At 71.7% G+C, this 21391-nt stretch carries 18 protein-coding genes and 5 pseudogenes; 10 read left to right on the top strand and 13 right to left on the bottom strand.

The window, feature by feature from the left end; translation table 11 throughout:
- Positions 1-158: 158 nt before the first annotated feature.
- Positions 159-631: pseudogene (locus tag ACZ3KJ_RS28075) on the bottom strand (nuclear transport factor 2 family protein).
- 144 nt (positions 632-775) lie between these two features.
- Positions 776-966, bottom strand: a pseudogene (locus ACZ3KJ_RS28070) (carboxymuconolactone decarboxylase family protein); the annotation flags it as partial.
- 5 nt (positions 967-971) lie between these two features.
- Between ACZ3KJ_RS28070 and ACZ3KJ_RS28065 the strand changes: the two are divergent.
- The 3 genes and pseudogenes from ACZ3KJ_RS28065 to ACZ3KJ_RS28055 all read left to right on the top strand — a co-directional run.
- Positions 972-1316 (top strand): annotated as a pseudogene (locus tag ACZ3KJ_RS28065) (sigma-70 family RNA polymerase sigma factor family protein); the annotation flags it as partial.
- Positions 1317-1459: 143 nt separating this feature from the next.
- Complete coding sequence (locus ACZ3KJ_RS28060; protein ID WP_467531019.1) at positions 1460-2053, top strand: DUF4291 domain-containing protein; 594 nt, start codon at positions 1460-1462, stop codon at positions 2051-2053.
- Between the two features lie 83 nt (positions 2054-2136).
- Positions 2137-3747 carry a M48 family metallopeptidase gene (locus tag ACZ3KJ_RS28055; RefSeq protein WP_467531017.1) on the top strand — a complete coding sequence of 537 codons (1611 nt, stop codon included), beginning with the start codon at positions 2137-2139 and terminating at the stop codon, positions 3745-3747.
- Positions 3748-3877: 130 nt separating this feature from the next.
- Here ACZ3KJ_RS28055 and ACZ3KJ_RS28050 read toward each other — a convergent pair whose 3' ends face one another.
- Positions 3878-4534 carry an NADPH-dependent F420 reductase gene (locus ACZ3KJ_RS28050; RefSeq protein ID WP_467531015.1) on the bottom strand — a complete coding sequence of 219 codons (657 nt, stop codon included), beginning with the start codon at positions 4532-4534 and terminating at the stop codon, positions 3878-3880.
- Positions 4535-4600: 66 nt separating this feature from the next.
- On the opposite strand from ACZ3KJ_RS28050, the gene ACZ3KJ_RS28045 reads away from it, so the two are divergent.
- Positions 4601-5011 (top strand): winged helix-turn-helix transcriptional regulator, encoded by a 411-nt coding sequence (locus ACZ3KJ_RS28045; RefSeq protein ID WP_467531013.1) that lies wholly within the window; start codon positions 4601-4603, stop codon positions 5009-5011.
- A 78-nt stretch (positions 5012-5089) separates the two neighbouring features.
- On the opposite strand, the gene ACZ3KJ_RS28040 is transcribed toward ACZ3KJ_RS28045, so the two are convergent.
- The 3 genes from ACZ3KJ_RS28040 to ACZ3KJ_RS28030 all read right to left on the bottom strand — a co-directional run bounded on the left by ACZ3KJ_RS28040 (position 5090) and on the right by ACZ3KJ_RS28030 (position 9478).
- A complete protein-coding gene (locus ACZ3KJ_RS28040; RefSeq protein ID WP_467531011.1) occupies positions 5090-7150 on the bottom strand; it encodes a restriction endonuclease in 2061 nt (686 codons plus the stop codon).
- Positions 7151-7508: 358 nt separating this feature from the next.
- Positions 7509-8483: a hypothetical protein gene (locus tag ACZ3KJ_RS28035; protein WP_467531009.1), complete on the bottom strand. Its 975-nt coding sequence runs from the start codon at positions 8481-8483 to the stop codon at positions 7509-7511.
- Between the two features lie 197 nt (positions 8484-8680).
- Entirely contained in the window at positions 8681-9478 is a 798-nt protein-coding gene (locus tag ACZ3KJ_RS28030; RefSeq protein ID WP_467531007.1) for a nitrilase-related carbon-nitrogen hydrolase, read from the bottom strand.
- A 313-nt stretch (positions 9479-9791) separates the two neighbouring features.
- On the opposite strand from ACZ3KJ_RS28030, the gene ACZ3KJ_RS28025 reads away from it, so the two are divergent.
- Together ACZ3KJ_RS28025 and ACZ3KJ_RS28020 are read left to right on the top strand one after the other, a co-directional pair.
- Positions 9792-10907 (top strand): AI-2E family transporter, encoded by a 1116-nt coding sequence (locus ACZ3KJ_RS28025; protein WP_467531005.1) that lies wholly within the window; start codon positions 9792-9794, stop codon positions 10905-10907.
- Positions 10908-11073: 166 nt separating this feature from the next.
- The gene (locus ACZ3KJ_RS28020; protein WP_467531003.1) at positions 11074-11814 is read left to right on the top strand and encodes an SDR family NAD(P)-dependent oxidoreductase; all 741 of its coding nucleotides are present in this window, start codon (positions 11074-11076) and stop codon (positions 11812-11814) included.
- Positions 11815-11928: 114 nt separating this feature from the next.
- Here the strand turns inward: ACZ3KJ_RS28020 and ACZ3KJ_RS28015 are convergent, their stop codons facing one another.
- The 6 genes and pseudogenes from ACZ3KJ_RS28015 to ACZ3KJ_RS27990 form a co-directional block, all read right to left on the bottom strand.
- Positions 11929-12108 carry a hypothetical protein gene (locus ACZ3KJ_RS28015; protein ID WP_467531002.1) on the bottom strand — a complete coding sequence of 60 codons (180 nt, stop codon included), beginning with the start codon at positions 12106-12108 and terminating at the stop codon, positions 11929-11931.
- Between the two features lie 316 nt (positions 12109-12424).
- A pseudogene (locus ACZ3KJ_RS28010) lies at positions 12425-12680 on the bottom strand (SDR family NAD(P)-dependent oxidoreductase); the annotation flags it as partial.
- Between the two features lie 88 nt (positions 12681-12768).
- Positions 12769-12912, bottom strand: a complete 144-nt coding sequence (locus tag ACZ3KJ_RS28005) for a hypothetical protein (RefSeq protein WP_467531000.1) — start codon at positions 12910-12912, stop codon at positions 12769-12771.
- Positions 12913-13289: 377 nt separating this feature from the next.
- Positions 13290-13958 (bottom strand): annotated as a pseudogene (locus tag ACZ3KJ_RS28000) (nucleotidyl transferase AbiEii/AbiGii toxin family protein).
- A 5-nt stretch (positions 13959-13963) separates the two neighbouring features.
- Positions 13964-14263: a transcriptional regulator gene (locus tag ACZ3KJ_RS27995; RefSeq protein WP_467530998.1), complete on the bottom strand. Its 300-nt coding sequence runs from the start codon at positions 14261-14263 to the stop codon at positions 13964-13966.
- A gap of 269 nt (positions 14264-14532) precedes the next feature.
- Positions 14533-15408, bottom strand: a complete 876-nt coding sequence (locus tag ACZ3KJ_RS27990) for an undecaprenyl-diphosphate phosphatase (RefSeq protein ID WP_467530997.1) — start codon at positions 15406-15408, stop codon at positions 14533-14535.
- 348 nt (positions 15409-15756) lie between these two features.
- On the opposite strand from ACZ3KJ_RS27990, the gene ACZ3KJ_RS27985 reads away from it, so the two are divergent.
- Genes ACZ3KJ_RS27985 through ACZ3KJ_RS27975 form a run of 3 tightly spaced genes read left to right on the top strand, consistent with a single transcriptional unit; the run spans position 15757 to position 18553 of the window.
- Positions 15757-16917 (top strand): Gfo/Idh/MocA family protein, encoded by a 1161-nt coding sequence (locus ACZ3KJ_RS27985; protein ID WP_467530995.1) that lies wholly within the window; start codon positions 15757-15759, stop codon positions 16915-16917.
- A complete protein-coding gene (locus tag ACZ3KJ_RS27980) occupies positions 16914-17840 on the top strand; it encodes a DUF6807 domain-containing protein (RefSeq protein WP_467530993.1) in 927 nt (308 codons plus the stop codon). The genes ACZ3KJ_RS27985 and ACZ3KJ_RS27980 overlap by 4 nt, the downstream gene beginning before the upstream one ends.
- Positions 17834-18553, top strand: a complete 720-nt coding sequence (locus ACZ3KJ_RS27975; protein WP_467530991.1) for a cupin domain-containing protein — start codon at positions 17834-17836, stop codon at positions 18551-18553. Before ACZ3KJ_RS27980 ends, ACZ3KJ_RS27975 begins: the two co-directional genes overlap by 7 nt.
- Positions 18554-18973: 420 nt before the next feature.
- Here the strand turns inward: ACZ3KJ_RS27975 and ACZ3KJ_RS27970 are convergent, their stop codons facing one another.
- The gene (locus ACZ3KJ_RS27970) at positions 18974-19774 is read right to left on the bottom strand and encodes a TVP38/TMEM64 family protein (protein WP_467530990.1); all 801 of its coding nucleotides are present in this window, start codon (positions 19772-19774) and stop codon (positions 18974-18976) included.
- Positions 19775-20194: 420 nt separating this feature from the next.
- Here ACZ3KJ_RS27970 and tuf point away from each other — a divergent pair, with 420 nt between their 5' ends.
- Positions 20195-21364 carry an elongation factor Tu gene (gene tuf / locus ACZ3KJ_RS27965; RefSeq protein WP_467530988.1) on the top strand — a complete coding sequence of 390 codons (1170 nt, stop codon included), beginning with the start codon at positions 20195-20197 and terminating at the stop codon, positions 21362-21364.
- The last annotated feature ends 27 nt before the right edge of the window (positions 21365-21391 follow it).

Raw genomic sequence — 21391 nt, 5'->3', positions numbered from 1 at the left:
GGGGAGGAGGGCCAGACGGCCGCGCGGGGCGGGAGGAAGGAGGAAGACACGCGACACGGCGGCGGACCGGAGACCCGCCGTGGACCGGAGTCCGGCCGGTGGACTGGAGGCGGGCCGTTGCTCCGTTGGCCGGCCGTGGACCGGAGAACCGCCGCCCGTCAGGGGACGGTGTCCCCGCCGCGCGGCCGGCGCCACATCTCCCGGGCGGCCACCTCGCGCACCCGCCAGCCGTCGTCCGTGCGCAGCAGGCCGAGGCGTACCGGCCGCCGCGGACGACGTCGGGCACGGCCGGGGAGCCGTCGCCGGCGAGCCGCAACGTGGAGACGTAGTCGGCCCGCAGCAGGGCGGTGTCACCCCGGTCGCGTTCCAGGACCCCGAAGCGGAGGCGGCGGTTCACGACCAGGTGCTGCCGCACCGGGAACACCCGCAGACTCTCCGCGAGCCACTGGGCGACCTGCCCGACGGGCCCCTCGATCCCGCCCACGGACCGGTAGTCGGCCCGCCCGTCCGGTGCGAACAGCTCCCGGTACGCCGTCCAGTCCCCGTCCTCGACGGCCACCGCGTAGTCGGTGACCAACTCGTCGACGGCCAGCCGGTCCATCACGGTGGCGAGCTCCGCACGCTGCGTCATGGCCCGAGTGTTGGGCATGGGCCGGGCCCAGCCAAGAGGTGTGCGACGACCGGCGCGCACGGACCCGCGGCTTCTCGGTCCGTGGGGCGTCACCCCTCGGGTGCGGGGAGGTGCTGCCCCCGGGTGGATGACGCCCCGCCCGGGTCACCAGGTCTTGCCGGCCTGCTCCCGGATCGTGCGGTTGATCCGGTTGAAGAAGTTGGTCAGCGCGATCTCCAGGACGATCGCGCCCAGTTGTTCCTCGCCGAGGGGTCGGCGGCGGCGTCCCAGATCTCGTCGGTCACGCCCGGTGCGCCGTCCTGGAGCCGGGTGGCGGCCTCGGCCAGGGCGAGGGCCGTAGCGCGAGGTGGTCCAGGCGTTCCTGACGGCGGCTCGCCTCGGCGACTTCGAAGGGCTGCTGCGGGTACTCGACCCCGAGGTGAGACTGACCGTCGACACCCCGTCCGGCGTGGTCGTCACGCTCGGCGCCACCAAGGTCGCGGCCGGCGCGCAGGTGTTCGCCGGCGCGGCCGCACAGGGATGCGCGGTGCTCGTCGACGGCCTCCCGGGGATCGTTTCCTGGCGCGAGGACGGCACCCCGCTCTCGGTCGTCGCGTTCACCGTCGCCGACGGCCGGATCACCCACATCACGATCGTGATCGACCCGGCCGAACTCGCGCTGACGGACCTGCCGCATCCGGCGTGAGCCCCTGCCGGGGCAGGTCGCGGCCGAGCACCGAAGCGATGCACCGGCTGCCCGCCCGGCGCCGCGGTCGGAGCTCTCCGCCGCCGCGAACGGCAGTCGAAAATCAGTGGCCGCCTGAACCGGCCGACTCCACGCTGTACGCCATGGAAGAACCGCAACGCAGGATCCGTGCGGCCCACACGGAATCCACGGTCACCGTCTACCAGGCATACTCCCCGCAGATCGGCCTGCCCGCCGCCCGCGACGGCCGTTTCCCCGCTGTGTGGAAGCGGGACAGGATGACGTGGATCAAACCGTCGTTCCTGTGGATGATGTACCGCTGCGGCTGGGGTCTGAAGGAAGGTCAGGAAACCGTTCTGGCCGTCGAGATCACGCGGGAGGGCTTCGAGTGGGCGCTGAGGCACGCGTGCCTCTCGCACTACGTGCCGGAGCTGCACACCGATAAGGGCGAGTGGAAGAGGCAGTTGAAGCGGTCGCCGGCCCGGGTTCAGTGGGATCCGGAGCGGGACCTGCACCTCGAGGCCCTGCCGCACAGGTCCCTCCAGCTGGGGCTGGCGGGCGAGGCGACGGCGCGGTACGCCGATGAGTGGATCGTCTCCATCACCGACGTCACCTCGCTCGCCCACACCGTCCACGGCCGGGTACGGGACGGGGATCTGGACGCCGCACGGCAGCTCCTGCCCAGGGAGAGGCCCTACCCCGTGGCCGACGCGATGCTGGCTCACCTGTGCCGATGACGCCCTTCGGAAAGCCGCAGGTAGTATCCGCGAGCGCGTCCGGCCTCTTCGGACTGTCGAACCATGGGGGTGGGGATTTCTCGATGACGTTGCGACTCCGTGCTGTCCGCGCGTTCGTGTTGCTGGTCGGCTTCTTTCTGATGGGCGTGGTGCTGCTGTCGGCCATGGCGGTGCTCGACTGGCTGCTGATGACACGGCTGTTCACCGCGCAGGCGGCCTGGTTCGAAGGCATGGTCCTGTCGGTCACCGTCCTGCTGTCGGCGGCGATTCTGCGGGGCTTCTTCGCCTTTTTACGGGCCGGGCGCCTGGGGCCGGTGCCACCCGCGGTGGCGGTCACTCCTCAGGACCAGCCCGAGCTGTGGGAACAGATACGAGTCACTGCCGAAGCGACGGGGCAGCGTCCGCCGGATGAGCTTCACCTGGTCGCTGAGGTCAACGCGGGGGTTGCCGAACAAAGCCGCCTGCTGGGACTGCTGCACGGACGACGCCGCATGCTCCTGGGCCTACCGCTGCTCGCCGGGCTGACCGTCCCGCAGCTGCGCGCCGTCCTCGCCCACGAGTTCGGGCACTACGCCAACCTCGACACCCGGCTCGGTGGTGTCACGATGCGCGGCAGGGAAGCAGTCGTGCACACGGTGGAGGTACTCCAGGATGGCAGCACCCGGCTGCACCACGCGATCGGTGCGCTGTACGTCGGCTACGCCCGGATGTTCCTGCGCGCCTCGCAGTCCGTGGCCCGTCACCAGGAGCTCGCCGCAGACCAGGTGGCCGCCCGGCACGCGGGCCGTGACGCGACGGCCGCTGCCCTACGCCTCCTTCCGGTGCTCGCCGGCGCACACACCCACTACCTGGAGACGTACGCCGCGATGGGCAGGTCGCTGGGAGCGCTACCGCCCGTGGGGGAGGTGCACCGTGGTTTCGAACGTATGCTCAATGCCCGGTCGGGGGAGCGGCTCGCTGAGCTCTCTGCCGGGCAGCGTCCGCCGCGGCCGCACGAGTACGATTCGCACCCGCCGGTAGCCGACCGGATCGCCTTGATCGAGAAGCTGCCCGCCGATGACCGGCCCGATGGGTCGGCCGATGAGCCGGCCGGGCTGACCCTGCTGCGCGACCCGGGCCGGGTTTTCGCCGCGCTGGAGGCGCGCACGCTGTCGCAAGAGGCGGCGGGGCTGCGGCGCATGAGTTGGGACGACCTGGTCGTGGCCCGCGCGGTCGCCGACGCCGAGGGTTGGTCCCGGCCGCTGAGGGTCGCCGTGGCCAGGGCGCTCCGCTCGTCGGCGCAGGGCGCTGGCGGTGCGGTGACCGAACGCCGAGACGCCCCGGCCGAGGAGGTGGCCAACGACCGCTTGCCCGGCCTGGAGGAGATACTCGACGCGTTCGACCGCGGCCTTCTGTGGATGGCGGTCGCCGACCGCATGCCCAAGCCGCATCAGGCGGCGCGACTGATCGGGCCGTCCGCCCGCAACTTCATTCGGCCCACAATCTTCGACGGGCTCGCGGGCATGGTCCACCTGCACCTCACCGAATCCGGACAGACCGAACCGGACATCGCCTGGTCGGGGCAGCCCGGACTCCTTCTGCCCGAGTCGTGGGAGAAGGGCATGGACGACGCCATCGACGCGGCCGTCGCCGACACGCCCGACACCGCTCCGCTGCGCGCTCTGCTCGCCGCCCCCCACTGCGTATCCCCGTAGCCGCCACGCGGCCGGGCTGCCGGTCACGTTCGCCGGTGGATGGAGCAGGCGGCGTGGCATGGATCATCGAACCGCGTGCAGAGCCTGCCGTGGCGGATCATCGAGCGGGTGAGAGTCACGCCTACCCCTGTCAGCCGGCGTGCCCGTCGTGCGAGGGGACGTGGGGGACGGCGGAGCCAGGGTCGAAGCCTGCGAAGGCCAGGCCGATGACGAAACCCGCCGCCTCCTCCAACTGGCGGACGCGATCCAGCGTCCCCAGGGTCGCCGGGACTCCGCCGACGTCACGGACCAGTGCACCGACCACGTTCAGGGCGGTCGCATCGTCGCCGCACATCGCCACCGTCACACGGGACCGGCCGGCACGGGGCGGGCTCGTCCACTGGTCGGCGGGGAAGAGATGGAACGCTTTCACGACCCGGGCTCCCGGAGCGAGTCCGGCGATCCGCCCCGCCATCGTCTTGCCGTGTTCGAGGAGCAGAGTGCCGACGCCATGCGTGACGGCGTTCGTGGGATCGATCAACGGCATCCCCCGTAGCGCGCCGTCGGACGCGCCCACCATGGCCAGCATCTCTTCGACACCGTCCCAGGACACGGCGAGCAGCACCGCATCGCGCTCGGCGACCGCCTCACGCGGTGCGACAGCCAGCACTTCGTGCTCCAGCCGCTCAGCGAGCTTCTCCGCCTTCACCTGCGACCGTCCGCCGATCACCACCTCATGTCCCGCACGCGCCCAGCCTTCACCCAGGGCCGCCGCCAACGTCCCTGTTCCCAGGATCCCGATGCGCATCTGTCCGTGCCTCTCCCTAGTGGTCGGTCGGGTGGTCACGGTAGGGAAGGCGTTACGCACCGATGAGTGCGTGACCCGCACGCGATGATGGACGGCGAGATGACTGAGCACGACGCCCACCGCCATGAGTTCGTCGCCGATTGCCGTTTGCGCGCGGCCACCGATCTCTTCGCCCATACCTGGGATCCCGTCGTACTGGCGGCCCTTCGGCCGGGGCCGCACCGACGCCGCGCGTTGCACGCCGCGATGGGAGGCATCAGCGACAAGGTTCTGACCGACTCCTTGCGCCGCCTGCTCGCAAGCGGACTGATCGAGCGCCACGCCCATGCCGAGGCGCCGCCACGCGTCGACTACGCCCTGACCGGCTTGGGGCAGAGCCTGGTCGAGGGCCCGATGATGGCGCTGGGACGCTGGGCGATCGAGCACGGTGACGAACTTCTCGAAGCCCGGGAGAGCAGTGACGCAGAAGGCCTGTGAGCGAGGCTTGACACGGATCACCAAGCCGCATTCACAGACCGTTCCCCTCCTGCCGGCAGCATCCGGCCGCCGGCCGGCCTACTCCACGTCGATGCCGTAGTCCTGCACGAGTTCTTCCAAGCCGCCCGTGTAGCCCTTGCCGCCGAGGACGAAGTCCCAGTCGCCGTTGGACCTGCGACGGAAGGAGCCGAGTGTCAGAGCGGTTTCGTGCGGCCGTCCGTCAGAGACCTCCAGACGTCCCAGCTCGGTCATCCCTGGATCAAGAAGCCGGATGCAGGCATCGGTGAAGCCGGACAGATCGGCGTTCGGGTTCACCTCTGGGTCGATGGCGGCCACGAGCACCAACCGGTCCGCCGCGTCCGGCAACCCGTCGAACGACACGCAGATCGCCGCCTTGTCCGGCGCCGCCGCGGGAATGGCCCGCACGGAGCCGTCCGGCGTCTGAGGGTTGTTGAAGAAGACGAAGTGATCGTCGCTGAGGACGCGGTTGCCATTGCAGACGAGAGCGCACACGTCCAAGGCGACGCTGCCGGTCCACGCCATGCCCAAGACGTTGTAGTTGTCCGGCAGCCGAGTGTCCGGCCCTGAAGGCGTCGGCTGGGCCGAGGCTTGTCGGCCCCCCTCACCCAGTCGCCCAGGCAAGCCATGACGATGCAGCAGGTCGACGAGTTCCGGGCCCGAGATGAGCTCCAGCGGCTTGCCGTTGGCGAAGGTGTGTGAGCCGGGACCGAACCCTGAAGTCGTCACCAGCACACCCTTGTTGGCGCCGGTGTCCTGCACAGTTCCGTACAGGTCACGCACGGCGGTGGGCGGCACCGTGTTGCGGTAGCGCTTCACCTGTACGACGATCTTGCCGCCGCGAATCGGTGTCGGATCCAGCGCGTCGACGTCCACACCGCCGTCGTTGGAGCGCTGAGTGGTCACGGCCTGCATCCCCATGGCCCGGAAGAGATCGGCAACGAGATTCTCGAAGGCGATCGGATCCATGGTGAACAGGTCCGGTTCCTCATCGCTGCCGTGGGCGACGACGCGGTTCCCGACATCCTGCGGCCGTCTCCCCGGCCGTACAGGAGTGAGTTGGTCCGGTCGAGCCGAGAGCTGCCCGCGCAACGCGTCGGACAGGCAACTACACGCGTCAACCTGCGCCAGGTGCAAGTCACGAAACGCAGAGCGCGAGGCCATGACGGTTGCGAGAAAGATCTGGCCTGGTCGGCCCGTCGTGGGGTCGTGCCCGTCGACGAACCCGTTCAAGGCCACTGACTCCAGCGCAGCCAGCTCATCTGCGGCGAACAACTCGTGCAGAACGAGCAGCACGCACTGCGCGAGAACCTCCCTGTACAGGGCGCGCCGCTGGCCTACCGGGCGGGGAGTCTCCTTGTCCTGGTCGGTCCCCGGCATGTACCGAACGGACTTGACCTCCGGCACGACGCTGTATGCGGGCAACTCCCAGTCGAGCACCAATTGCCGGGCTGACGGGTCGTAGGCTGCTGCCACCTGGCGTGGGAAACCTTCCGGCCATGCAGCCGAGGCGTACAGAGCAGCCGAGAAGTACTCGACCACGGAATCGGGGTCCTGACGCCTTACGCCGTCAGTGATCGACACGACGCCGGCGTTGTGCCGGCGTACATCAGCCAGCTGAGCATCGGCCCACTGCTGGTACTCCCGCTGGTACGACACCAGCTGCTGCCGTCGGTGAGCCTCCGCGGCTTGGGCAGCCTGCCAGTCCCGCTCGAAGCGTGCTCGTGCTTCGGTCTGCGCCCGTGCCCGGCTACTCGCAGTCCAGCCGCTCTGCGTTTGGTAGTGATGGAAATCCGGCATGGGCACTGGCTGTGCCAATGGCCCTGGAGCGAAGGGCTGGACTTCCTCCGGCCGCAGGAGAGAAGCAGCCCTGAAGGCCGGAGCCTGGCAGCCCGACGCGAGAAGCGCCTGCAACGACGCAACCTGCGCGTCCAGCTCCTGCGTGCGCCGTAGAGCCTCTGCCTGCCGATACTCACGATGGCTCTGGGCGGCCCGCCGTTGGTAGGCCCGCGCTTGCTGTTCCTGCTGTCGCCGCTGCCTGGCTTCGGCTTCCAGCTGGCGCTGCTGCTGCCGTTGCATCTCGGCCCATGTACCGACATATCCAGTAGAGCGACGACTCATGTGCTGCAGGCCCTCCCCGGGACGTCGACAGTCGAAGTCACTTTGGTTGTCCCCACAACCAGTTGTGACGAGACGACTCTATCCAGCAACTGCCGTCTCGCACATCCACTCGTCAGAGGAAGCCCCTGGGGCATCCCCGCAGGTCAACGTGACTGGAGGGTAACCAGGACCGTGCCTGGGCGCGGTACCCAGACGGTCACCTCCCCCGGCGCTGGAATCTTCGTGTGCGTCGGCTGCGGAAAGGACTTGGGCGAGGCTTGACGTGGGCCATCAAGTCGCGTCCGCAATCTCTTTCCTGGCTTGTGGCGCTGGGGACAAGGATGTCGGCGGTGGCCGGCGGTGGTCCCGGCCGTGGTCCTCAGTGGTTCGAGCCCCTGAATGGATGATCAGAGACCTGTTCCCGTGCCGTGCGCCACTGTGACCGCGTCTGCTCGACCACGCGGTCCCACTGCCGACGGACCTCGTGGTCGGAAGGGCGGTCGCCCTGACGGATCCGGCTGAGTTCGTCTCGCACTTCTCTTCCCAGTGCTGCCGATGCGACAAGGCCGAGCATGGCTGCGAAGAGGGCGGAGATCATCGCGAAGACGGCGCCGACCACCCCGTAGCGTGCGACGGAGGAGTTGAAGAGATGCGGCATGTAGATCCTTGCGCCCACTGAATAGGCCATCGCCAGAACGGCGCCGGTGACGCCGAAGGGAAGCAGGTCCGGCCAGTTGATCCGCTTCGCTGACAGGATCCAGCCACTCCAGACGAGGAATGCGGCAGTCACCGGTGCTCCACACACCAAGGCGGCGACACCCAGCGCGCCCCTGCCGAGGAGCGCGGAGAGCGACGCGCTGACCGCTCCATAGACACCGAGAGTGAGGATCCACCACAAGCCGTTGCGCGTGTTGCGCATACTGAGGGGCTTGAGTTCCCACGCCTGTTCGAAGAGTCGCTGCGCGGCTCGCGCGAAACTCAGCACCGAGATCGTCAGGAACACGACTCCGAAGACGCCCACGCTCGCACTGGTCCCTTCGGCGGGGGAGAACAGCGAGTTGACTGCCGTGGCGCTTGCTCCGGTGAGGTTGTAGCGCTTGATGATCCGCTGTGCGGCATCGTAGTGCGCGAAGACGGCGCCCAGGAGGATGGAGAGCGGGACCAATGTCGTCAAGGCGCTGGACGCCAGTGCCATCGAGCGGTCGAAACCCATGATCTTCTGAAACCGGTTGATGACCCGCAACGCGAAGGCAGGCCGCAGCCAGAACGTCAGCGTTCTGACGAGGCGCTCTCGATTGATCCCCGCCGTGCTGTCCTCCGTGAGAATCGGGACCTTTGTGGGCGACGCGAGCATAACGGACGGTCGCCGGACCGATGAGGGGCGACACGAGAAGCAGCACGCCGACCGCACGACTTCCGATCCGGACTCCGCCGCCCGACTGCTGCCCGGCAGTCGGCAGTCGGCAGTCGGCAGTCGGCAGTTGGTAGTCGGCAGTTGGCAGTCAGTAGTCGGCTCCGGGCCATGGGCGCGTGGGGAAAGGTGCCGCCGGGTCACCGTCCTCCGGGGGCCTTGATGGACAGGACGCGATCGCGCAGTACGGGGAGTTCGGAGCGGATCCGGGCGACCTCTCTCATGTCCGCCTCCACCGTCACCGTCTCCTCCGCGGTGCGGGCCTCGCCCAGGACGGTTCCCCAGGGGTCGACGATCACACTGTGTCCGGCCTGACGGACACCGTCGTGGGTGCCCGTCGCGCAACAGGCCAGGAGGAAGACCTGCTCCTCCAGGGCCCTCGTACGGGTGAGGAGCCGCCAGTGGCCGAGCCGGGCGGCGGGCCACGCGGCAGGCACCACGATCAGTTCCGCGCCCGCGTCGAGCAGACCCCGGAAGAGTTCGGGGAAGCGGAGGTCGTAGCAGACGGCAAGGCCGATGACACCGAAGTCGGTGGGCGTGGTGACGATGTCGGCGCCGCCGCCCATCAGGGTCGCCTCGCCGGTGTCGAAGCCGTATCGGTGGATCTTGCGGTAGCGGGCGCGCAGTTCGCCGGCCCGGTCGAAGAGGAGAGCGGTGTTGTACAGCGTCCCGTCCCCGTCCCGCTCGACGATCGACCCGGCATGGAGCCAGGCTCCGGCCCGGCGGGCGGCGGCGGACATGACCTCGGCGGTGGGCCCGTCGACCCCTTCGGCATCGCGCCCCCAGCTGTCGTACGACCACGCTCCGGCCGTCCACAGCTCCGGCAGGACCACGAGATCGTCGCCCGCCCGGCCGCGGACCAGCGCGGCCGCCCTGCGCCGGCGCTCGTCGACGGAGTCCGACGCGTCGACGGACAGCTGTATCAGCGAGGCACGCACGGCGCCCACCTCCGCGACCGCGTCCGCGCGGCCCAAGGGAACCTGTTCCCCTACGAGCGTAGGCGGCAGCACGCGCATCTCGCTTCCCGCGGCAGGCGGGGCGGCCTCGGAGAGCAGATCCATGTCCGGTGGCGGAGGAGGCGGTGCGGGGGCGCGACGCGATGCGATGCGATGCGATGCCAGAGATCCGCGTCCACGTGCGCGCCGGCCAACTCCGACCCCTTGCCGCGCTGTTGTCACGGGGAACGGCCCCGCCCGGCCCCTGAGGACGCGCTGATCCACCCGCGCCGGGGGGCCGCATAGGGTGGCCCCCATGCCTGCCCCGTTGAGTCCCGACAGGACCCGCGCCGCGCTCCGTTCGTCCGCGCGCATATCCGTCGACCTGCTGTTGCTGCTCGTCATGCTCGCCGTGGCCCTGTGGGTCCTGGGCCGGATGTGGTCGGTGGTCTGGCCGCTCGTCGTCGGCCTGCTCATCACGACGCTGACCTGGCCCCTGGCGCGTTTCCTGCGCCGTCACGGGTGGCCTCCCGCCGTGGCCGCGTCGGCGGTGACCGTGCTGTTCCTGCTGGTCGCCGTGGGCGTCATGGCGCTGATCGCCGTCCCGGTGGCGTCCCAGTCCGGGGAGCTGACCGACGGCGTGGTCGAAGGCCTCCAGAGACTGCGCGAGTGGGCCTCCGGGCCGCCGTTGAACATCGGCGACGACCAGATCACGAAGGCCTTCGACTCCGCGGTCGCCCGCGCCCAGGACGGCCTCGGCAGCATGGTCACCACGGTCGTCACCGGGGTGAGCACCGTGGTCAACGGTGTCGTCACCGCCGTCCTGGCGGTGTTCCTGATGTTCTTCTTCCTCAAGGACGGGCCGCGGTTCCTGCCGTGGCTGTCCCGGCAGTTGCCCGGCCGTCTCGCCACCGACGTCCCGGCCGTGGCCGAGCGCAGCTGGGAGACCCTGGGCGCGTTCGTGCGGTCCCAGGCGGTCGTCGGTCTGCTCGACGCCGTCCTGATCGGCCTCGGCCTGTGGATCCTGGACGTGCCGTTGGTGCTGCCCCTGGCGGTGCTGACCTTCGTCTCCGCGTTCGTGCCGATCGTGGGCGCCCTGTTCGCCGGTTTCGTCGCGGTGCTCATCGCCCTGGTGTCGAACGGCCTGACCGACGCGCTGATCGTGCTGGCCGTCATCGTGGTCGTGCAGCAGCTCGAGGGCAACGTGTTCCAGCCGATGATCCAGAGCCGCGGCCTCGGCCTGCACGCCGCGGTCGTCCTCCTCGCCGTGACGCTGGGCGGAAGCCTCGCCGGCATCGTGGGCAGCCTGCTCGCCGTGCCGGTCGCCGCGGTGATCGCCGTGGTCTGGAACCACGTGCGCGAGCAACTCGGCGACCCGTCGCGGGACCTCGACGCCGACGAGTCGCCCGCCGGCGCCGCCGTTCCGTCCTGACGGACACCCGACGGACAGGCGCCGCCCGGTCCGTGCCGGTTCCGCGTCGCGCCGCGCCCGGGCCGCGCCGGGCCGCGTCGGGCCGCGCCGGGCCGCGCCGGGCCGCGCCGGGAGGCTGGGCGCGTAGGCTCGCCACGGTGATCACCGACGGAGTCAGGAGAGGGTCATGAAGCGGCTCGTCACCGTCGTCACGGGCGGCAGCCGGGGGATCGGCGCCGCGGTCTGCCGACGGCTCGCCGCCGACGGGCACGACGTGGCGGTGGGATACGTCCGTGACGCCGACGCTGCGGAGACGGTGGCCGGCGCGGTACGGGCGGCCGGCGTCCGCGCCGTCGCGGTGCGGGTCGACACCTCGGAGGAGGCCGACGTGGAGCGGCTCTTCTCGGTCGCGGAGGACCGGCTCGGGCCGGTGACGGGCCTGGTGAACAACGCCGCCGTGACCGGTCTCCTCGGGCCCCTCGTCGACGCCGGCACCGAGGAGCTGCGCCGCGTCGTGGACGTCAACCTGCTGGGCGTGCTGCTGTGCGCGCGGCGGGCGGCGCAGCTGATGGTGCCTCGGGGCGACGGCGTGATCGTCAACATCTCCTCGGCGGCCGCGACACTCGGCAGCCCCGGCGAGTACGTCCACTACGCGGCGACCAAGGCCGCCGTGGACGCCCTCACCGTGGGCCTGTCCAAGGAGCTCGGGCCCGACGGAATCCGCGTCAACGCGGTGGCGCCCGGCGTGACCGACACGGAGATCCACGCAGCGATGGGCGATCCGGACCGGCCCCGGCGGGCCGCCGCCTCCATCCCGCTGCGGCGGCCCGGCCAGGCCGAGGAGATCGCGGCGGCGGTGGCGTGGCTGATGTCGCCCGAGGCGTCGTACACGACGGGGGCGGTGCTGCGGGTGGCGGGGGGCCGGTAGGCCGGGCCTCGGCGGGCGGTGGGGGCCGGAGGGGCGGCCGAGAGGCTCCGTGTGCGGGGAAGGGCGGGGAGAGGTTCCGCGGGCGGGGGTGGACGGCGGCGGACGGCGGTGGGCTCAGGCCGCTTCGACCACCTCGTCGCGGATCGCCGCCGCCCACTCCACCACCAGCAGCTCGTACTCGACCCGCTCCTGCGCCGACAGGGACCCGCTCGAGCGCCGCCACAGGGCCCGGATCTGCTCGTTCAGCTCGGCGGCAGACCGCACGGAACCAGGGGTGGAAGATGTGGGGGACATGTGCCACAGAGTAGGCGCAAGCACTGACACTGCGCTACCGGCCGACTACGCGGACCGTACGGGTTCGGTCACCGCCGTCGTCCGGCCGACCGCGTGACCGGGTGGTCGGCGGTGCGTGGACTGGTTCCGTACGGCTCCCTCACGCTGCCCCTCGTCAGCGGAGAGTGGGGCGCCGGGCGCCGGGCGCCGCGTGCCCGGGCGTCGCGTGCCGCGTGCCGCGCGCTTCGGGCCGCACGTCACGTCGGCCACACGTCGAAAGCCGCGCGGCGGGCCGGCGGTGCGCCAACGGCGCGTCCGCTGCGACGCAGGAACTGGCGTCAATGCGGTCGGTGTGCCGGGCGACGCCGGCAGCGAAGTCGCCGATCGAGGCCGGGTCCGTCAGGTCGCGGCGAAGGCGTGGGGACCTGCTGGTGTCCTCGGCCGCGAATCTGGTCGCGGACACGTTCAGCGGCGGCGAGAGTGCGCGCGGAGAGAAAGACCTCGGCTCCGAGGCCCGCGAGACGGATGGCCAAAGTGCGTCCGAAATCGCGTCCGGCTGCGGTAATGACCACGCGATGATCATCAAATTTCATGTCGGTACTCCTGGTTCGTGGATGGAGGTTGTGCTGAAGTGCGGCGGCTGACCTCGGCGGCGTAGGCGGCCCAGTCTCCGGCGGTGGCTCACTGCCACTTGACGGCGACGGTGATGTCGATGCCGAGGGTGCGGGCGAGGACCGCGGCGGGCAGTTCGGTTGGGAGCTGGAACAGTGCGGTCGAGCGGGTTTGGGCGGGGCGGATGCCGAGTTTGCGGAGCCGTTCGCCCATGGCCCAGGCGCTGATCGGCCGGCCGGGCTGGCCTCCGGGGAACAGCCAGGGAGAGTCCGTCCGGCCGAGGACGGCATGGCCGCGGCGAACCGCGACCTGTTGGAGGGCCAGTTCAGCGAGGGGGCGGGGAGCTCGACCGGGACGGCGCCGAGGCGAATGCGGACGGCTCCCAACGTCTCCTCGATCCGGCCGGACACACCTGGCTGGTCAGGCCACTGGAAGAGCAGTGTTGGCGAGCGAGGAGCTTTTCTTTCGCCACCTCAGCGGCGGCCGTCCGCGCTGATAGAACGTCGTCAGACTGCGGGCTCGGGGGAAGTCCGTACTTGCCCCTCGCTCGGCTTCCCCGGGCTCCCGTTTCCGGTGGTCGGTCAATGTGATCAGTCGATGTCCGGATCATCTGACTCTTCGAGGAATCGGGCCGCGAGGTCGTCGGCCCACTCCACGGCCCAGGCACGAGGAGCGGTGATGGTCGCCTGGTCCAGGCCGTAGGCGGCGAAGGCTTCGTCGTCGGTCCACTCGGATCCGGCGAGGTTTGCCTGCAGGTCTTCGCGCTCGAAGCGGCCGCGGGCGTGGCGACGGCCGAATTCCTCGAGATCGGCGGTGTTCCAACGGCGGGAGGCTGCGAACACGTCGATCAGGGCACGGGGCGCTCCGCGGTCGGCGAGGGCGCGGACCTTGGTCCCGATCACGTCCTCCTCCGCGAGGACGGGCCCGTACGGGCTCTGGGCGACCGGCCGCCAGAAGATGTCCTTGAGGATGTCGACCTCGCAGTCCTGCCCGGTGGCCGGGTCGGTCACGGTGAAGCGGGCGGACAGCGGGGCGGTCTCCAGCGCGTGCACCTTCCAGCCGCGGGCTTCCAGGCCGGCGCGGAGCGTGGCCGCGATGTCGGCCATGGGCGCCGGGTTCTCGGTGGCGACATCGAGGTCCTGGCCGGGGCGGTTCACGAGGCGGTGCGCCCGCACGGCCTACCCGCCAGTGAGGACCAGGGGATACGGGGAGCCGAGGGCGATCACATCCGCCAGGAGCCGCACGTGCAGCTCCGGCATGTCCGTCACGCGGCTGCCTGGGTGCGGGAGGCGAGCTGGGCGAAGGCGTCCTCCCACACGGTGCGCACGGTGCGGCCGACGAGGGTGCGCAGCACCGGCCACAGCTGGAGGAGCAGGTCCTGGTTGAGGTAGCGGGGCAGGTCGTCGTGCAGGCCCTCATGCAAGACAGTGCGGTACAGGCCCATGCGCTGGCGCGGCTTGCCCAGGTCGTACGAGGTCATCCCGGACCAGGCCATGTGCAGCGGCAGCTCGACGACCCCCTGGGTCGACGTCATCGTGACGGCCGCAGTGGCACTTGCCACCATCAGCCCGGCCCCGGAGAAGGGGCTCGCCGGCCGTGGCCAGGGCCTGCCGGCGCGCCTCGGCCTCGACTGACCCGGGCCGGCCGCCGCGCAGAAGGGCCCGCACAGCTGCTGCTGTGCGGGCCCTTCTGCTGCTCCCGAGTTTGCAGGTGCGCACTTCTGGCTGATCGTCTCCCGGTCTCCTGGGTGGGAGACGAGTGGGAGATGATCATGGCGTGGTGATGCCGTCAGGCGCCAGGAAATGCTGGACGGCGCTCCATGTGTGCACTGCGTCAGCCCGCCGACTCCGCCGCGTGCGGGCTGAGGACGCCCGCCGTGACCAGGCCGATCAGCACGATGCCGAGCACCACGCGGTAGTAGACGAACGGCATGAAGGACTTGGTGCTGATGAACTTCATGAACCACGCGATGACCGCGTACCCGGACGCGAACGCGATCACCGTCGCGAACGCCGTCGGCCCCCAGTCCACATGGCCGCCCTCCATCGCGTCCTTCAGTTCGAAGGTGCCGGAGGCGAGGACCGCGGGGATGGCGAGCAGGAACGAGTACCGGGCCGCAGCCTCGCGCTGGTAGCCCATGAACAGGCCGCCGCTGATGGTGGCGCCGGAGCGGGAGACGCCGGGGATCAGGGCGCAGGCCTGGCAGAGGCCGAAGATCAGGCCGTCCTTCACGCCCAGGTTGTCCAGGGTCTTGCGCTGCTTGGGCGCGCGGTGGCGCCCGGCCTTCTCGTCGCGGGCCGCGAGCCGGTCGGCGATGCCGATCACGACGCCGACCACCACGAGCATGGTCGCGGTGACCCGCAGATCGCGGAAGGGACCCTCGATCTGGTCCTTGAGCGTGACGCCGAGCACGCCGATCGGGATCGAGCCGACGATGACCAGCCAGCCCATCTGGGCGTCGTGGTCCTTGCGCATCGTCTTGTCGAAGAGCGAGCGGGACCAGGCCGAGAGGATGCGCCCGATGTCCTTGCGGAAGTAGATGAGCACCGCGGCCTCGGTGCCGATCTGGGTGATCGCCGTGAAGGCGGCGCCGGGATCCTCCCAGCCCGAGAAGGCGGCGGTCAGCCGCAGGTGCGCGCTGGAGGAGACGGGGAGGAACTCGGTCAGCCCCTGGACGAGTCCGAGGATGAGGGATTCAAACCAAGACATGAGGTTGCGGAGTCCAAGTGCCGATCGGAGAGGGGGCGACGGACCCGGCGGGCCGCCGCACGAGGTGATCAAGTGGTGTGTCGAAGGGCAGCGTAGCGTCCCCCGGCGACAGGCCGGGCACAGGGGTTTCGAAGGGGACCGCGGAGGGGAGGCGCGCGTGGCAGCCGACCTGCGCGGATGTGTTGACCCACCGGTGGGCGGCCGCTTACGTTGCTGCCGCAGAGAAAGCGCTTGCTGCGCGCGCGGCGGCCGTCCTCCCCCTACCAGGCGAGGCGTGCCGGCCCAGGCGCCCGCTCGCCCGCTCGCTCGCTTGTACGGTCGTTCGTCGGAGGAGTGCTGATCACGCCCATGACCCCACCCGCATCCGCTCCGCTCGCCGGCCGCCGCATCCGTGCCGCCATCGTCGGCACCGGTGCCATCGCCCGCGGCTCGCACCTGCCCGCCCTCCAGCAGCTCGCGGCGGAGGGGGAGACCGAGGTCGTCGCGGCCGTCGACATCGACGGCGCCGCCGCCGAGGCCTTCTGCGCGGAAGGCGGGGTCCCGCACGCCTACACCGACCTGGACCGGATGCTCGCCGAGCAGCGCCCCGACCTGGTGACGATCTGCACCCCGCCGACCCTGCACCGCGAGCAGAGCGTGGCCGCGCTGCGGGCCGGCGCCTGGGTGTGGTGCGAGAAGCCCCCGGTGCCGACGCTCGCCGACTACGACGCCGTCCGGGCGGAGGAGGGGGCCGAGAGCGGCCCGTACTCCTCGATCGTCTTCCAGCACCGCTTCGGGTCCGGCTCCCGGCACGTACGGCGGCTGCTCGCCGAGGAGGCCCTCGGCCGGCCGCTGGTGGCGCACTGCCAGACGACCTGGTACCGCGACACCGCCTACTACGCCGTGCCCTGGCGCGGCCGCTGGCGGACCGAGGGCGGCGGGCCCGCCATGGGCCACGGCATCCACCAGATGGACCTGCTGCTGGACCTGCTCGGGCCCTGGAGCGAGGTCCGCGCCATGGCCGGCCGGCTCGTGCACGACGTGGAGACCGAGGACGTCTCCACCGCGCTGGTGCGCTTCGAGAACGGCGCCATGGCCACCATCGTGAACAGCGTCCTCAGCCCCGACGAGGTCAGCCGCATCCGGATCGACTGCGAACGCGCCACGGTCGAACTCACGCACCTCTACGGCCACTCCAACGCCGACTGGCGCATCACGCCGGCCCCGGACGTCCCCGCGGACCGGGCGGCCGCCTGGCAGGACTTCGGACCGGACGTGCCCAGCTCGCACCTGGCGCAGCTGCGCGAGCTGGTCGCCAGCATGCGGGCGGGCGAACGGCCGCGCAGCAGCGGCGCCGACGGGCGCACCAGCCTGGAACTGGTCACCGCGCTGTACAAGTCGGCGTTCACCGACACCACGGTGCGGCGGGGCGGCATCGGCCCCGGCGACCCCTACTACACCGCCCTGCACGGCGGCGCCCCCGGCTGGGCGCCGGCCGCCGTCCCGGCCGCCGAGGAGGTGTCCGCGTGACCGGTCTGCGTCTCGTCCACGCGCACGGCGACCGCGTCACGGTCGCCGACCCGGTCACCGGCGTCGAACTGCTGGCCTACGTCTACCGGCCGGAGGCCGCCTGGGAGGCGCCGAAGCCGTACATCCACCCCCTGCGCACCCTCGCGGGCGACGTCGTCACCGACTACCGGCCCAACGACCACCGCTGGCACAAGGGCCTGTCGCTGACCGCCTCCCACCTCTCGGGCGCGAACCTGTGGGGCGGCAACAGCTACGTCCACGGCGAGGGCTACCTCGAACTCCCCGAGCGGGTCGGCTCGATGGCGCACGCCGGCTTCGACGAGCTGGTCTGCGAGGGCGACCGGGCCGTCATCGCCGAGCGCCTGACCTGGCACCCGCACAGCGGCGAGCTGTGGGCCGGGGAGACGCGCCGGATCGAGGTGCACGACGTCGACCGGGCCGCCGGGGCCTGGGCGCTGACCTGGACCAGCGCCATCACCAACCGCCGTGACGAGCCGCTGCGGTTCGGCAGCCCGACCACCGCCGGACGCGAGGCGGCCGGCTACACGGGCCTGTTCTGGCGCGGCCCGCGCGCCTTCCGGGACGGCCGTGTCCTGGGCCCCGAGGGGGAGGGCCCGGAGCTGATGGGCACCCAGAGCCCCTGGCTCGCCCTCTCCGGCGAGCACGACGGCACCGACGGCCACGCCACGGTCGTCTTCGCCCACGCCCCGGAGAACGACCACTCCGGCGCCCGGGGCGCCCATCCCGCCCACTGGTTCGTGCGCAACGAGCCCTTCGCCGGCATCGCCCCCTCCTGGGCCTACTACGACGAGCTGGAGCTGGCCCCCGGCTCCACCCTCACCCGCCGCTACCGCGTCGTCGTGGCCGACGGGGCCTGGGAGCGGGAGGAGATCGCCGAGTACCTGCGGGCCCACCCGTGGTGAGCACGCATCCGGGCCTGCCCGGCGGCGTCGGCCTCTCCCGCCTGTGCGTCTACGACTGGCCCGCCGCCGACGGCCTGCGCGGCGGGACGCCCCATCTGCACCTGGCCTGTTCGGAGGGGTACGTCGTCACCGGCGGGCGGGGCGCGGTGCAGACGCTCACCTCCTCCGGGTACCAGGTCACCCCCCTCACGCCCGGCACGGTCGCCTGGTTCACCCCGGGCACCGTCCACCGGCTGGTCAACGAAGGGGACCTGCGCATCACCGTCCTGATGCAGAACGGCGGACTGCCGGAGGCGGGCGACGCCGTCCTCACCCTGCCGCCGCGGTACCTGACCGACCCGGAGACCTACGCCGCCGCCACCGCCGTCCCGGCCGACGCGCCGGAGGCGGAGCGCGAGCGGCTCACCCGCGCCCGCCGCGACCTCGCCCTGGAGGGCTACCGCGCCCTGCGCGAGGCGGACGGCCCCGAGGCCCTGGCCGCCTTCCACCGGGCCGCCGCGGCCCTCGTGCGGCCCCGCCTCGCCGAGTGGCGCGAGCGCTGGCTGCGGGGCGCCCGGGCGGCGGCGGAGGCGACGGGGGACCAGCTCGACCGGCTGGCGGCCGGCGACGTCTCCCACCTCGCCGCCGCCCTCGTGGGATCCGAACAGCCGGTGGAACGGGGAAGGTTCGGGATGTGCGGACGGCTGGACGTGTACCCGCCGCCGCAGCCGTGAGGCGGGCCGTGACCACGGCCCGCCCGGGGAGCGGAGCGGAGCGGAGCTGATTCCTCGGCGCTCCCTTGTCTCACAGGACGCTCCCCGGCGGGGCCGCTAGGGCCTGTTGCGAAAGTCCCGCCTGCCCGACGACGCCATGCACGCACTCTCGCCGCACCGGCCCCTGACCCAAGTACATCCAGTACGAGGGCCAGGGGCCGGCACGCCGAGAGCACGCACCTGACGCCGCCAGGCCCGCCCTCCGGGCGGACGACGGGACTTTCGCAACAGGCCCTAGCCGGCCTCCCGGCCGGGCAGGGACGCCCCTCGGAGGAACGCCCGGTAGGCGTCCGCGGCGTCCTCCTCCACGACCGGTCCGCCGGGCCCGTACCGTGTGTCGCACTTGGCCGATCGTGCTGCCGCGGCCAATCGGGGCGGACGTCACCGTCGGCGCAGGTGGTGGCGTTTGCGCCACGCCACGACCGTGCCGGCCAGCGCGGGCACGGTGATGCCGGCCAGGGCGATCAGGAACCCCGGCGAGGTGGGGGAGGAGGCGCTGGCACCGGCGACCACGTAGGCCGCCGTGTTCGGGACCGAGCCGAGCGCGGTCGCGGCCAGGAACGGCAGCCAGCCCATGCGGGACACGGCGGCGCAGTAGTTCGCGGCCCAGAACGGCACCCCCGGGAACAGCCGGGCCGCCAGCATCGAACGCAGCCCGTGCCGGCTCAACTGGCCGTCCGCCGCGCGCAGGAGCCGCCCCCGCAGCAGCGGCCGCAGGGCGTCCTGCCCGAGGAGCCGGCCGAGCCCGAAGGCGATCCCGGCGCCCAGCACGGTGCCCCCCAGCGCCGCGCCGAGCCCGAGCTGCCAGCCGAACAGCGCGCCCGCGGCCAGGTTCAGCAGCGGCCGCGGCACGAACGCCACCGTGCACAGGCCGTACGCGACCGCGAACACGAGCGCCGCCGTGGCGCCGCCCAGTTGGGGCGGCCAGCCGTCCGCGAGCAGTTTCTGCGGTTCGAAGAGCAGGACGCTCGACGCGGCCGCCGCGAGCAGCGCGACCAGCAGGGAGAACCGGGACCACGGCGACAGCAGCACTCTCGTGCAGCGCGCGCCGGCACCGGCGGGCCCGGGTCCGGGCGGCGGCGGGAGCGGGACGGGCACGGGAGCGGGGACGAGGAGCTCCGTGGCGGCGGCCCGGGGAGAGGCCGTGGCGGTGCCCCCAGAGCGGGTGGTGGCATCGAGCATCCGGCGACACTAACCGACGGACGCGTGTGATCGCCGTATGGAGCGTGCCGGCACCGTCACAGCTACGGGAACGGACGGTGCCGTGCAGGGCCCGTCGGCCCGCGTCCGCGCCGACCCCGTCCGGAGGCGCCGACCCGGGGAAAACCGTTCGACACCGGTCGGACCGTCGGCGAGGATCGACCCCATGTTCCGGTACGCCTTCGTCCTCGCAGCATCCGCCGTCGCGGATGCCCCGAAGGCTGCCGTCCCCGTTCTCACGGCCGCAGTCGACGGCGCCCGAAGCTGACCCTCTCCGGATCGTCCGGCGGACCCCGCAGGGGGAGGGTCGGAGAGTTCCGAGGGGTCCCCGTCCCGGCCGGCGTCCTCGCCGCCGCCGGGGCCGTCACGCAGCACCCTTCCTGAGAGCTTCGAGGTACCGCCATGCCCAAGACGGCATACGTGCGCACCAAACCGCACCTGAACATCGGCACCATGGGACACGTCGACCACGGCAAGACCACGCTGACCGCCGCCATCACCAAGGTCCTCGCCGAGCGCGGCGCCGGAACCTTCGTGCCGTTCGACCGCATCGACCGCGCCCCCGAGGAGGCGGCGCGCGGCATCACGATCAACATCGCGCACGTCGAGTACGAGACCGACACCCGGCACTACGCGCACGTCGACATGCCGGGTCACGCCGACTACGTCAAGAACATGGTCACCGGCGCCGCGCAGCTCGACGGGGCGATCCTCGTCGTCTCCGCGCTCGACGGGATCATGCCGCAGACCGCCGAACACGTCCTGCTCGCCCGGCAGGTGGGCGTCGACCACATCGTCGTCGCCCTCAACAAGGCCGACGCGGGCGACGAGGAGCTGTCCGACCTCGTGGAGCTGGAGGTCCGCGACCTGCTCTCCGCGCACGGCTACGGCGGTGACTCCGCGCCCGTCGTCCGGGTCTCGGGGCTGAAGGCCCTGGAGGGCGACCTGCGGTGGACGGCGTCCATCGACGCGCTGCTCGACGCGGTCGACACGTACGTGCCGATGCCCGAGCGGTACGTGGACGCGCCGTTCCTGCTGCCCGTGGAGAACGTGCTCACCATCACCGGCCGGGGGACCGTCGTCACCGGCGCGGTCGAGCGGGGCACGGTACGTGTCGGCGACCGGGTCGAGGTGCTCGGCGCCGGCCTGGACACCGTGGTGACCGGCGTGGAGACCTTCGGCAAGCCGATGGAGGAGGCCCAGGCCGGGGACAACGTGGCCCTGCTGCTGCGGGGCGTGCCGCGGGACGCCGTCCGGCGGGGGCACGTGGTCGCGGCGCCGGGGAGCGTGGTGCCCCGGCGGCGGTTCACCGCCCAGGTGTACGTGCTGTCGGCGGGGGAGGGCGGTCGCTCGACGCCGGTCGCCTCCGGGTACCGGCCGCAGTTCTACATCCGCACGGCGGACGTGGTCGGTGACATCGACCTCGGCGAGGCGGCGGTGGCGCGGCCCGGGGAGACGGTCACCATGACCGTCGAACTGGGGCGTGAGGTCCCGCTGGAGGCGGGACTGGGTTTCGCCATCCGCGAGGGCGGGCGGACCGTGGGCGCCGGGACCGTGACCGCCGTCGTGTGAGGAGGGGAGGGGGAAGGGCTCGAAGGG

It is taken from the genome of Streptomyces sp. NPDC003248 (assembly GCF_055563235.1).
Note: the sequence above shows the minus strand (reverse complement) of the source record. Positions and strands in the feature narration are given on the sequence as shown.